10 protein-coding genes are annotated in these 12926 nt (G+C 63.4%); 5 read left to right on the top strand and 5 right to left on the bottom strand.

The window, feature by feature from the left end:
• Window positions 1-2: 2 nt before the first annotated feature.
• The 5 genes from J2X67_RS14650 (at window position 3) to J2X67_RS14630 (ending at window position 7539) form a co-directional block, all read left to right on the top strand.
• Window positions 3-1601 carry a sigma-54-dependent transcriptional regulator gene (locus tag J2X67_RS14650; RefSeq protein ID WP_409050497.1) on the top strand — a complete coding sequence of 533 codons (1599 nt, stop codon included), beginning with the start codon at window positions 3-5 and terminating at the stop codon, window positions 1599-1601.
• A complete protein-coding gene (gene ampD, locus J2X67_RS14645) occupies window positions 1588-2205 on the top strand; it encodes a 1,6-anhydro-N-acetylmuramyl-L-alanine amidase AmpD (protein WP_309954013.1) in 618 nt (205 codons plus the stop codon). The genes J2X67_RS14650 and ampD overlap by 14 nt, the downstream gene beginning before the upstream one ends.
• 349 nt (window positions 2206-2554) lie before the next feature.
• On the top strand, window positions 2555-5470 hold the full coding sequence (locus J2X67_RS14640; protein WP_309954012.1) for a ribonucleoside-diphosphate reductase subunit alpha: 2916 nt from the start codon (window positions 2555-2557) through the stop codon (window positions 5468-5470).
• A gap of 178 nt (window positions 5471-5648) precedes the next feature.
• Complete coding sequence (locus J2X67_RS14635; RefSeq protein ID WP_309954011.1) at window positions 5649-6821, top strand: ribonucleotide-diphosphate reductase subunit beta; 1173 nt, start codon at window positions 5649-5651, stop codon at window positions 6819-6821.
• Window positions 6822-7017: 196 nt separating this feature from the next.
• Entirely contained in the window at window positions 7018-7539 is a 522-nt protein-coding gene (locus J2X67_RS14630; protein WP_309954010.1) for a histone H1-like DNA-binding protein, read from the top strand.
• A 92-nt stretch (window positions 7540-7631) separates the two neighbouring features.
• Here the strand turns inward: J2X67_RS14630 and J2X67_RS14625 are convergent, their stop codons facing one another.
• The 5 genes from J2X67_RS14625 to accB all read right to left on the bottom strand — a co-directional run bounded on the left by J2X67_RS14625 (window position 7632) and on the right by accB (window position 12841).
• Entirely contained in the window at window positions 7632-8534 is a 903-nt protein-coding gene (locus J2X67_RS14625) for a carbohydrate kinase family protein (RefSeq protein ID WP_309954009.1), read from the bottom strand.
• A 62-nt stretch (window positions 8535-8596) separates the two neighbouring features.
• On the bottom strand, window positions 8597-10042 hold the full coding sequence (locus J2X67_RS14620; RefSeq protein ID WP_309954008.1) for a zinc-ribbon and DUF3426 domain-containing protein: 1446 nt from the start codon (window positions 10040-10042) through the stop codon (window positions 8597-8599).
• A gap of 73 nt (window positions 10043-10115) precedes the next feature.
• Window positions 10116-11006 carry a 50S ribosomal protein L11 methyltransferase gene (gene prmA, locus J2X67_RS14615; protein ID WP_309954007.1) on the bottom strand — a complete coding sequence of 297 codons (891 nt, stop codon included), beginning with the start codon at window positions 11004-11006 and terminating at the stop codon, window positions 10116-10118.
• A 21-nt stretch (window positions 11007-11027) separates the two neighbouring features.
• Complete coding sequence (gene accC, locus J2X67_RS14610; protein WP_126747952.1) at window positions 11028-12377, bottom strand: acetyl-CoA carboxylase biotin carboxylase subunit; 1350 nt, start codon at window positions 12375-12377, stop codon at window positions 11028-11030.
• Window positions 12378-12379: 2 nt separating this feature from the next.
• Entirely contained in the window at window positions 12380-12841 is a 462-nt protein-coding gene (gene accB / locus J2X67_RS14605) for an acetyl-CoA carboxylase biotin carboxyl carrier protein (protein WP_281147948.1), read from the bottom strand.
• Window positions 12842-12926 lie beyond the last annotated feature (85 nt).

The raw sequence follows: 12926 nt of genomic DNA, 5'->3' as shown, positions 1-12926 counted from the left end.
CCGTGAGCACTCCCACCCCTCCTTCCCTGCAGCGCCCGGCCAACATCCTCGTCATCGACGACGAACCCGACCTGCGCACGCTCTACGAACTCACGCTGCTGCGCGAAGGCTACCGCGTGGAAGCCGCAGGCAGCGTTTCGGAAGCCTGGGAGCACCTGGAAGCCGGCCAATTCGATGCGGTGATTACAGACATGCGGCTGCCTGACGGCCAAGGCATGGAAATCATCCACCGCATACAGAAAGACCAGCGCACCGAACGCTGCGTGGTGATGACGGCCTACGGTTCCGCCGAGAACGCGGTCGAGGCGCTGAAGGCCGGCGCCTTCGACTACCTGACCAAGCCTGTCGACCTGAAGCAGTTTCGTGCCGTGGTCGCATCGGCCGTGCAAGCACAGCAGGCCGTGCCAGCCAAGGCCACGAAAGCGGCACCGGTGGCGCAGGGCGAACGTGCCGGCGACACGCTTGCCGTTCCAGGCGGCGGCACGGCGGCGCTTGAACGGCTGGTGGGCAACTCGGAGCCGATGCGCCTGGTCAAGTCGCGCATCGCCAAGGTTGCGCGGGGCATGGCGCCCGTGCTGGTGCGCGGCGAATCGGGCACCGGCAAAGAGTTGGTGGCACGCGCCGTGCACGCCTGCAGCCAGCGCAGCGACGGCCCCTTCGTCGCGGTCAACTGCGGCGCAATTCCGGAGAACCTTCTCGAGGCCGAATTCTTCGGTGCGCGCAAGGGCTCGTACACCGGCTCGTCGCAAGACCGTGACGGCTACTTCCAGGCCGCGCGCGGCGGCACACTGTTTCTCGACGAGATCGGCGACCTCCCGCTGGCAATGCAGTCCAAGCTGCTGCGCGCAATCCAGGAGCGCAGCGTGCGCTCCATCGGCTCTACGCAGGAAGACGCTGTGGACGTGCGCATCGTGAGCGCCACCCACAAGGACCTGCACGCAGAAGTCAACGCCGGCCGCTTCCGCCAGGATCTTTTTTACCGGCTCAACGTGATCGAAATTGCAGTGCCCGCGCTACGCGACCGGCGCGAAGACCTGCCGGCGCTTTGCGCCGCGTTGCTTGCGCGCATCGCCCATGACGGCGGACTGCCGGTGCCGCATCTTTCCGCCGAGCTGCTGCAACGTCTTGCGCAGCATCCGCTTCACGGCAACGTGCGCGAACTCGAGAACCTGCTGCACCGCGCAGTGGCGCTCAACGACGGCGACGAATTGCACCTGGACCTGATGGGAGGCGGACAGCCGGCCGTTCCGGGCCTTGCGGCTTCGGTGCCGTCGGCTTCTTCTGCTGCTGCACCTGTGTCGTCGCCGTCCTCAACGCCATCCGACGATGGTGGCGATCCGCTCGCGGTCGCGGCTCCGCCCCCCACGACGTTGGTGGAGCCCAAGACCGCGCCGCCGCCCTTGCCGTCCGACCTGCAGGCCTACCTCGACCAGCAGGAGCGCGAAATCCTTGTGCGCGCGCTGCATGAAAGCGGCTTCAACCGCACCGCGGCCGCCGCGCGGCTCGGCATGAGCCTGCGCCAGATTCGCTATCGCATCGCACGGCTGGGCATCACCACGCCCAATGGCGACGAAGGCACCGCGAGCAATGCCGACGACTGAAGCAACGCTGACGAACGCAAGCGGCGACGAGGGCCTCTGGCGCGCCGGCTGGTATCGCTTTGCAAAGGCCTTGCCCTCGCCGAATTTCGGATCGCGGCCCGCGGGTGCCCAGACCGATCTGATCGTGCTGCACTCCATCAGTTTGCCGCCCGGCGAATATGGCGGCCATGCAGTGCAGCAACTCTTCACCAATCAGCTCGACTGGAACGCGCACCCCTACTTCCAATCCATTCGCGGGCTCGAGGTTTCCTCGCATTTCTATGTGCGGCGCAACGGCGAACTCTGGCAGTTCGTGAGTTGCGACGACCGCGCCTGGCATGCCGGCAGGTCATGCTGGCGGGGCCGCGAAAACTGCAACGACGACTCGATCGGAATTGAACTCGAAGGCTTGGAAGGCCTGACCTTCGACGAGGCGCAATACGAAACGCTGGCCAGCCTTTGCGCGGCGATTGCGCAGCACTACGCCATCGCGCACATCGCGGGCCACGAGCACATTGCGCCGGGCCGCAAACAGGATCCAGGTGCGGGCTTCGATTGGCAATTGCTGCGCGGCCAACTCGGCTGGAGTCCGCGAATGTTCCCCGATCAGGTGCTGCAGCGCTAATTTTTTTAATCGGTCGGCGGCATGCGATGCGGCGTTCTTGCGCCGCAGCAATCTCTAAAATCTGGAGCGTGCCTCCAGCAACCATGCGCCTTGCAAGCCCAAATCCGCTTGCAAGCCACAGCCCGCGCGGGTTGCGCGACCATAGGCCAGTATTCATGGGGCATCGCTGGCCGAGTGCGGCGCCCAAACAAATACGCCACTGTGTTGAATCTCTCAAAAAACACTACATCTAGTGGTTGTAGACGCTTCACACCCTAGATATAGTGTCCTCCGTCCGGTCATGAAGTACCGGCGCGACGCCAGCCAAGCGTTGCCACCCAACAAGAATTGCCATACCGAGAGGAAGCGAATGCAAACAGCCCTGAACACCCCATCGACCCCGCGTACCGTTCCCTCGACGCCACAGCAGCAGCAACGAGACACTGCTGGCTCGCCCACCGGTCAGAACCTCGCGCACTACCAGATCATCCGCCGCAACGGCGCCGTGGTTCCCTTCGAACCCAACAAGATCGCCATCGCGATGATGAAAGCTTTCCTGGCGGTGCATGGCACCCAGGGCGCAGCATCGGCGAGCGTGCGTGAAACGGTCGACGCCCTCACGCAAGGCGTGATCCGCGCCATGGTCCGCTCGCGTCCGGGCGGCGGCACCTTCCACATCGAAGACGTGCAAGACCAGGTCGAGCTCGGCCTGATGCGCGGCGGCCACCACGAAATTGCGCGCGCCTATGTGCTGTACCGCGAACGCCGGACGCAAGAGCGCTCCAAGCAAGGCACGCAAGAAGCGCCGGCCGCGCCGCTGCTGCACGTGCTGGACGGCGGCGAGCGCGTGGCGCTCGACCTGAACGAACTCAAGGGCCTGATCGAATCTGCTTGCGAAGGCCTGGGCGACAGCATCAGCGCCGCACCGATCGTCGCCGAGACGATGCGCAACCTGTACGACGGCGTGCCCCTCGACGAGGTGTACAAGGCCTCCATCCTGGCCGCCCGCACGCTCATCGAGAAGGACCCCGACTACACCTTCGCCACCGCCCGCCTCCTGCTGCACACGATCTTCAAGGAAATCATCGGCCGCGAAGTCATGCCCGCCGAGCGCGCGCAAACCTACGCCGACTACTTTCCGCAGTTCATCAAGAAGGGTGTCGAGAACGAACTCCTCGACGAAAAGCTGCTGCAGTACGACCTGCCCCGCCTGGGCGCGGCGCTCAAGGCCGAGCGCGACAACCAGTTCGACTACCTCGGCCTGCAAACGCTCTACGACCGCTACTTCCTGCACGTGCGCAAGTCGCGCATCGAGCTGCCGCAGGCTTTCTTCATGCGCGTGGCCATGGGCCTGTCGCTGAACGAAATCGACCGCGAAGCCCGCGCCATCGAGTTCTACGAAGTGCTGTCGTCGTTCGACTTCATGTCGAGCACGCCCACCCTCTTCAACGCCGGCACGCTGCGCTCGCAGCTGTCCAGCTGCTACCTGACCACCGTGCCCGACGACCTGGACGGCATCTACGAGTCGATCAAGGAAAACGCGCTGCTCTCCAAGTTTGCTGGCGGCCTGGGCAACGACTGGACCCGCGTGCGCGCACTGGGCAGCCACATCAAGGGCACCAACGGCGAATCGCAGGGCGTGGTGCCGTTCCTCAAGGTGGTGAACGACACCGCCGTGGCGGTGAACCAGGGCGGGAAGCGCAAGGGCGCCGTCTGCACGTACCTTGAAACCTGGCACCTCGACATCGAGGAGTTCCTGGAACTGCGCAAGAACACCGGCGACGACCGCCGCCGCACGCACGACATGAACACGGCCAACTGGATTCCCGACCTCTTCATGCGCCGCGTGATGGAAAAGGGTACCTGGACGCTGTTCTCGCCGTCGAACGTGCCCGACCTGCACGACCTGTTCGGCGCCGACTTCGAAAAGGCCTACGTCGCCTACGAAGAAAAGGCAGCCCGCGGCGAGATCAAGCCCGCCCGCACCATCCAGGCGTCGGACCTGTGGCGCAAGATGCTCACGATGCTGTTCGAAACCGGCCATCCCTGGATCACGTTCAAGGACGCCTGCAACGTGCGCTCGCCGCAGCAGCACGCCGGCGTGGTTCACTCGTCGAACCTGTGCACCGAAATCACGCTGAACACCAGCGACACCGAAACCGCCGTCTGCAACCTGGGTTCCGTGAACCTGCTGCAGCACCTGAAGGACGGCAAGGTCGACCAGGAAAAGCTCAAGAAGACAATCTCGACCGCGATGCGCATGCTCGACAACGTGATCGACATCAACTACTACGCCGTGAAGAAGGCGCGCGACTCCAACCTGCGTCACCGTCCGGTCGGACTGGGCCTGATGGGCTTCCAGGACGCGCTGTACGAACTGCGCATTCCCTACGCCTCGCAAGAGGCCGTCCAGTTTGCCGACGAGTCGATGGAAGCCATCTGCTACCACGCCTACTGGGCTTCGACCGAACTGGCCAAGGAACGCGGCAAGTACTCGAGCTACAAGGGCTCGCTGTGGGACAAGGGCATCCTGCCGATCGACACGCTCGACCTGCTTGAAAAGGCACGCGGCGGCTACGTCGAGGTCGACCGCTCGGCCACCCTCGACTGGGACGCGCTGCGCCAGAAGATCAAGGCCGACGGCATGCGCAACTCCAACTGCGTGGCCATCGCCCCGACCGCAACCATCTCGAACATCATCGGCGTCGACGCCTCCATCGAGCCTTGCTTCGGCAACCTGTCGGTCAAGTCGAACCTGTCGGGCGAGTTCACCGTGATCAACCACTACCTGGTGCGCGACCTGAAGCGCCTGGGCCTGTGGGACGACGTGATGGTGATGGACCTGAAGCACTTCGACGGTTCGCTGCGTCCGATCGACCGCGTGCCGCAAGACGTGAAGGCGCTCTACGCCACCGCGTTCGAAGTGGAAACCACCTGGCTGGTCGAGGCTGCCTCGCGCCGCCAGAAGTGGATCGACCAGGCACAGTCGCTCAATATCTACATGGCCGGCGCATCGGGCAAGAAGCTCGACGACACCTACAAGCTCGCATGGCTGCGCGGCCTGAAGACCACCTACTACCTGCGCACGCAGAGCGCCACGCACGCCGAAAAATCCACCGTGCAATCGGGCCGTCTCAATGCGGTGTCGTCGGGCAGCGATGCACCTTCGGGCATGAGCGCACTCGATGCCGCAGCTGCTGCAGCAAAGGCGCAGATGAACGCGATCCCTGCAACCGACATCGCGTTCTGCGGTGTGGACGATCCGACCTGCGAAGCATGCCAATGACGCGTCGGTGAAGCGAGCGAGGTCCATGCACAACGCGCGAACCCTCAGTCGATCACGGCATTGACTGACATCGCGCGATGCATGAGAGCAACATAACAACCACATAAATGGAGCGCGACGTGAACGAGCACTTTGCAACTCACATCGTTGCTCCGATAATTGAGCATTGGATTTTTCTATGTTGACCTGGGACGAAGAAGTCAAGCCCTCCTTACCAAAGGATATGCAACAAGGATTGCAGCAACACCACGCATCGACCAGCGGCTTGCCCGCAGGCCGACCGGTGGATGCTCCGACTTCGTCGATTGCACAGCCCACTGCCCCCATCGCAGCGCAGCGCGTCAAGGCTTCCGACAAGCGCATCATCAACGGCCAGACCGACGTCAACCAGCTGGTGCCGTTCAAGTACAAGTGGGCCTGGGAAAAATACCTCGCCACTTGCGCCAACCACTGGATGCCGCAAGAAGTGAACATGACGCGCGACATCGCGTTGTGGAAAGACCCGAACGGCCTGACCGAAGACGAGCGCCGCATCGTCAAGCGCAATCTCGGCTTCTTCGTGACCGCTGACTCGCTGGCCGCCAACAACATCGTGCTGGGCACCTATCGCCACATCACGGCGCCCGAATGCCGCCAGTTCCTGCTGCGCCAGGCTTTCGAGGAAGCGATTCACACGCACGCGTACCAGTACATCGTCGAGTCGCTCGGCCTGGACGAGAGCGAGATCTTCAACGCCTACAACGAAGTGCCCTCGATCCGCGAGAAGGACCAGTTCCTGATCCCGTTCATCGATGCCATCAGCGACCCGCACTTCAAGACCGGCACGCACGAAACCGACCAGACGCTGCTCAAGTCGCTCATCGTGTTCGCCTGCCTGATGGAAGGCCTCTTCTTCTACGTCGGCTTCACGCAAATCCTTGCACTGGGCCGCCAGAACAAGATGACCGGCGCCGCCGAGCAGTACCAGTACATCCTGCGCGACGAGTCGATGCACTGCAATTTCGGCATCGACCTCATCAACCAGCTCAAGCTCGAGAACCCCGGCCTCTGGACCAACGAGTTCAAGGCCGAGATCAAGGCCCTCTTCATGAAGGCCGTCGAGCTCGAATACAAATACGCCGAAGACACCATGCCGCGCGGTGTGCTCGGCATGAACGCCTCCATGTTCAAGGGCTACCTGCGCTACATTGCCAACCGGCGTGCACAGCAGATCGGCCTCGAAACGCTCTTCCCGAACGAAGAAAACCCGTTCCCCTGGATGAGCGAAATGATTGACCTGAAGAAAGAGCGCAATTTCTTCGAGACCCGCGTGATCGAGTACCAGTCGGGTGGCGCGCTCTCCTGGGATTGAATCTTTCCGATAAGAATTAATGAATTCAAGAATTGCCCTTGCCACCGATCGCGCCGAAGAGCGCGGCATGGACGAGGGCTCAGGTGTTCATGGTGCTGGAGCACAGATTCCAACGCCATGAATCGCTTTGCGCTACCAACGTGCGCGGAGTGCTTCAATAGGTTGATTTTTTCAACTTGATCAAGGAGAAATAGAAATGGCAACTGCAAAGAAAGCGCCGGCTAAGAAAGCCGCTGCAAAGAAGGCTCCGGCAAAGAAGGTCGCGGCCGCTAAGAAGGCTCCCGCCAAGAAGGTAGCTGCGAAGAAGGCTCCGGCCAAGAAGGTAGCCGCCAAGAAGGCGCCTGCGAAGAAGGTAGCCGCCAAGAAGGCAGCTCCGGCAAAGAAGGCCGCTGCCAAGAAGGCTCCGGCAAAGAAGGCCGCAGCGAAGAAGGCTCCTGCCAAGAAGGCGGCGGCGAAGAAGGCTCCGGCGAAGAAGGCCGCTGCCAAGAAGGCCCCTGCGAAGAAGGCTGCCGCCAAGAAGGCTCCTGCCAAAAAGGCTCCTGCCAAAAAGGCTGCGGCCAAGAAAGCCGCGAAAAAGCCTGCTGCCAAGCCTGCTGCTGCTGCCAAGAAGCCTGCTGCAAAGAAGGCCGCAAAGGCAGCGCCTGCCGCAGCGCCTGCTGCGCAAACGACGTTGAACCCGCAGGCAGCCTGGCCGTTTCCGACGGCCAGCAAGCCCTGAGCTTCTCAGCGGCCTTGACGGCAAAAAGCCCGGCACCTCACGGTGTCGGGCTTTTTTCATGCGCGCCGCCTACGGAGGCGGCATGCAAATGCTCAGAGGCCCAGCGCCTTCTTGTCGATCTGGTAGTTTTGCGGTCCGCGCTGTGCAATCTTGAGCGCACCGATACGGTTGCCCAGAGCCGCGCACTGCGCGAGCGGCCAATCCTTCTCAAGACCAAACAACAGCCCGCCGCGCCATGCATCGCCGCAGCCGGTGGGTTCGACCACCGCGGTCGGCGTCACGCCCGGCACGTGTTCGCGCTCGCCGTCGGTCCACACCTCGCAGCCTTCCGCTGCTAATGTGACCACCAGGCCGCGCACCCGCTTCGAGATTTCGGCCAGGCTCCAGCCGGTGCGCTGCGAAAGCATCTTTCCTTCGTAGTCGTTGACGACCACCCAACTCGCCAGATCGATGAAGTGCTTGAGCGCCTCGCCGTCGAACATCGGCAGGCCCTGGCCCGGATCGAATACGAACGGAATGCCGGCGGCGGCAAACTGCTCCGCATGCTGCAGCATTGCCTCGCGGCCATCTGGCGCGATGATGCCGATGCGGATGTCTTCGCGCGCGGCGATCTTCGTGAGGTGCGCCTGCTGCATCGCACCGGGGTGGAACGCCGTGATCTGGTTGTTGTCGACGTCGTTCATGATCATCGCCTGCGCGGTGAAAGTGTCTTCGAGCTGGCGCACGAACTCGGTGCTGATGCCCAGCGTGCGCATGCGCTCCAGGTAGTCGGCCCCGTCGCTTCCGAGCGTGGCCATCGGCAACGCCGTGCCGCCCAGCGCATTGAGGCTGTAGGCAATGTTGCCGGCACAGCCGCCAAAGTCACGCCGCAAGCCCGGCACCAGGAACGACACATTGAGAATGTGCAGCTGGTCCGGAAGGATCTGGTCGGCAAACCGGCCCTCGAAAGTCATGATGGTGTCGAACGCGAGGGAACCGCAAATCACTGCTGCCATGGTGAGCCGTTGGTTGAAGGGTGTGGATGAATGAATGAACAAGGCGCGGGCGCGAGCCCTGCCTAAGGATAGAACGCTTCCACGCGGTAGCCGGCAATCGGCGGCAGCGCTGCCGACTCTGTTGCGGACAGCGTGAGCGGGAGCGACGCGCCCTGGTCGGAGCGCGCTGCAAGCACCGACGGCGCGCCGTAGTCTGAAGCCGTGAGTACGCGGCGCACCACCGCACGCTCCTGGGTGTCGAGCAGCGAAAGCTCGATGGCCGGCATGGCCAGCGGAACCATCGCGCCATTGCGCAAGGTAAAGCTGAGCCGGTAGTCGTTGTTGCCGGTCTTCTCGCGCGCGAAGGCGGCACCTTCGATCACGATGTCGCCGATCTGGCGCAACGCCGTGAGCTCGCAGCCGGTCAACCGGCACATCGCGGCAAATGCCGGGCGCAAGTTGGGCTGGCGAGCCACGATGCCGTCGCGCTCGTGATGCAAGACTTGCACAACAAACAGCAGAGCTGCGAGCGCCGCCAAAAACCAGAGCGCGAACCGCACGGGGCCGCGCTGCCAGAAGCCCGGGGCATCGCGGTTCGCGCTCGTTTCGTCGCCAGAGAAAGGAACCCTGTCCGAATCGTCCGCTTCATGAAGGGGCGCAGGGAGCGGCAAGGGACCCGAATCTCCATCGAGTTCGCTCGCCTCGCGCACCATCGAGCCCGCCGCCTTTGCGGCGCTGCGTTCGTCGCGTGCCTTGGCACTCGCGATCTTGGCCGACTTGATGCGAGCCCGGCGCAGCGCCTTTTGCATCTGCACCTGGTCGCGGTCCTGTGCCGCCTCGTGCTTTTCGTCTTCGACGCTGGCGGATGCCGCCATTTCGCGCGCCTTGATGCGCAAGGCTGGCAGTGGAGGCGGCGGGGGTGGGGGCGGCGAAGGCGGTGCCGCAAGATTCAGGTCGATGTTCGGAAACGGCGGCAGCGAACTTGCCGGCGGTCGCCATTCGGGCTCGTTGGCTTCGAAGTCGGACCACAGCTCGTCGGCAACGATTCCGTGCGCGGGCAAGACGAAGGCGGTAGCGGGCGCTTCAGTGGAGCCGGTTGCCGAAGCAGACGCACTTGGCGGTGCAGACGCAGGCCTTGTCGCGGGGAGCTCCGCCGGCGGAAGGAGTTCGATCGCCTCCGAAGGCGGCGTTGAGCCGGCATCATCATCCAAAGATTCTTGATGCTCCGAGTCGTCGTCGAAGAAATCCGCGTCGTCCGTGACGCTCGATGATTCCGATGCGGCGTGCGCAGCCGGTGTCGAATTCTGGCCAGAGGGCCCCGGTTGCGCCTCGGGTTCTGCAGGAGGCTGAGGCGGCGGGGGCGGCGCTGCAGGGCCAGGCACACCGTCTGGTGCTTCGTGCAGATCGAGTGTGGCATCGAACACATTGCTGCAACGGCCGCAACGCACCCAGCCATCCGAAATGCGAAGCTGGTCGCGCACCACCTTGAAGGTGGTGGCACAGGCGGGGCAGCGCGTGACGAGGCTCATGACCGGGCGATTGTAGGGTTGGCCCTCCGCCTCGCGAGCGATGCGCAGCGGTGAAAAATCTTGGCCGCGCCGGTCAGCAGCGCGCCGTCATCAGGATCCAACCATCCTCGCTGTCGCTCACCTCGAGCGCGGCATAAGGCGCATAGGCCTGCTTCAGCTCGTCGGCCTGCCGCTCGAGAATGCCGGCGAGCACCAGGGATCCGCCCGGCGCCACGTGGCTGCGCAGCAAGGGCGCAAGCACCTTGAGCGGCGTGGCGAGAATGTTGGCGAGCACCGTGTTGTAGTTGCCCTTGGCTGCTTCCGGCAAGCCGGCATTCAGGCGTACGCCATTGGCCTCGGCATTGAGGCGCGTCGATGAAACGGCTGCTTCGTCGATGTCGACGGCATCGATATCGAGTGCGCCGAACTTTGCCGCGCCGATGGCAAGAATGCCCGAGCCACAGCCGTAGTCGAGCACACGCTGGTTGCCGAACGCGCCTTCGCCCTGCTTCGCAATCCAGCGCAGGCACATGCGCGTGGTGGGATGCGTGCCGGTACCGAAGGCAAGCCCCGGGTCTAGCCGGATCACCTGCCTAGCCTGTTCGGGCGGCTCGTGCCACGTGGGCACAATCCAGAATTCGGGCGTGATCTCGACCGGCGCAAATTGCGATTGCGTGAGCCGCACCCAGTCCTGCTCGGGCACCGGCGCAACGCCGAGCACTGCGCAGCCTTCAAAAAAATCCTGCAGCGCGAGCACCGACGCAGCCTCGTCGGCGAGTGCTTCGTCGGCAAACAACGCGATCACGCGGGAACGCTGCCAGCCTTCCTTGGGAGGCGGCATGCCGGGTTCGCCGAACAGCGCCTGCTCGGCATCGGTCTGTGCATCGGCGTCTTCCACCGACACGCTCAGCGCGTCGAGTGCATCGAGCGCGTCGCTGAGCATTTCGACACGGTCTTCCGGCGCCATCAGGCGAAGTTCAAACATGGTGGCGTCGGGTGTCTCTGTTCAGCGCTTGTGCGCCGCGAGCCACTCTTCCAGGTAATGGATGTTGGTGCCGCCGCTCATGAACTTGGCGTCGACCATCAGTTCGCGGTGAAGCGGAATGTTGGTCTGGATGCCTTCGATCACGGTTTCATTCAGCGCGGTGCGCATGCGCGCCATGGCCTGCTCGCGCGTGTCGCCATACACAATGATCTTGCCGATCATCGAGTCGTAGTTGGGCGGTACGAAGTAGTTGGTGTACGCATGCGAATCCACGCGAACGCCGGGGCCGCCCGGCGGGTGCCACATCGTGATGCGGCCCGGCGACGGCGTGAACTTCCAGGCGTCCTCGGCGTTGATGCGGCACTCGATGGCGTGGCCGCGCATTTCGATCTGGCGCTGCGTGAACGGGAGCTTCTCGCCCGCCGCCACCATGATCTGCGTCTTCACGATGTCGATGCCGGTGGTGAACTCGGTGACCGGATGCTCCACCTGCACGCGCGTGTTCATTTCGATGAAATAGAACTCGCCGTTTTCGTAGAGAAATTCGAAGGTGCCTGCGCCGCGATAGCCGATTTTCTTGCAGGCCGCGGCGCAGCGCTCGCCGATCTTCTCGATCAGCTTGCGCGGAATGCCGGGTGCCGGCGATTCCTCGATCACCTTCTGGTGGCGCCGTTGCATGGAGCAGTCGCGCTCGCCCAGGTAAACCGCGTTCTTGTGCTTGTCGGCGAGGATCTGGATTTCGACGTGCCGCGGGTTCTGGAGAAACTTCTCCATGTACACGGCCGGGTTGTTGAAAGCAGCGCCCGCTTCCGCCTTGGTCATCTGGATGGCGTTGACGAGCGCCGCTTCGGTGTGCACCACGCGCATGCCGCGGCCACCGCCGCCGCCCGCAGCCTTGATGATGACCGGATAGCCGATGGCCCGCGCAATGCGCTTGTTGGTGGCAGCGTCGTCGGAGAGCTCGCCCTCGGAGCCGGGCACGCAAGGCACGCCGGCCTTGATCATCGCCTGCTTGGCCGAGACCTTGTCACCCATCGTTCGGATGTTGTCGGGCGTCGGGCCGATGAACTGGAAACCGCTTTGTTCCACGCGTTCGGCGAAGTTCGCGTTTTCGCTCAGGAAACCGTAGCCGGGGTGGATTGCCTCGGCGTCGGTGACCTCGGCCGCCGAAATGATCGCCGGCATATTGAGATAGCTCAGCGACGACGGTGCCGGGCCGATGCACACGGCCTCTTGCGCCAGCTTGACGTACTTGGCGTCGCGGTCCGCCTCGGAGTAGACCATCACGGCCTTGATGCCGAGCTCGCTGCAGGCGCGCTGGATCCGGAGGGCGATTTCCCCCCGGTTTGCAACCAGGATCTTCTTGAACATGGTCACTCGATGATGAACAGCGGCTGGCCGTATTCGACTGCCTGACCGTTTTCGCCGAGGATCTGGGTGATCGTGCCGGACTTGTCTGCTTCGATTTCGTTGAGGATCTTCATCGCTTCGATGATGCAGACCGTGTCGCCCTCGTTGACCTTGCTGCCCACTTCGACGAATGCCGGGGCACCCGGGCTGGACGAACGATAGAAGGTGCCCACCATGGGCGACTTGACCGCATGGCCAGTGGGCGCGGCTTCGGCAGCGGGTGCGCTGGCAAGCGCCGGTGCTGCCGGAGCACCCGCGGCGGGAGCAGCAGCGGCAGGTGCCGCCACGGTTTGCACATATTGAACGGGGGCAGCGCCGCCGCCCTTCACGATGCGAACCTTGCCTTCGGTTTCGGTGATTTCCAGTTCGGAAATATTGGATTCAGACACCAGATCGATCAGTGTCTTGAGTTTGCGCAGATCCATGGGGCTCCAGTGCCGACTTTGCCGGTCAATAGGATGTAACTTGGCTAAAAATCGTTGATCTTTAGCGATTGGCGGCGAATGCCGA

The organism is Variovorax sp. 3319, assembly GCF_031456585.1.
Lineage (GTDB): Bacteria > Pseudomonadota > Gammaproteobacteria > Burkholderiales > Burkholderiaceae_C > Variovorax > Variovorax paradoxus_P.
Note: the sequence above shows the minus strand (reverse complement) of the source record. Positions and strands in the feature narration are given on the sequence as shown.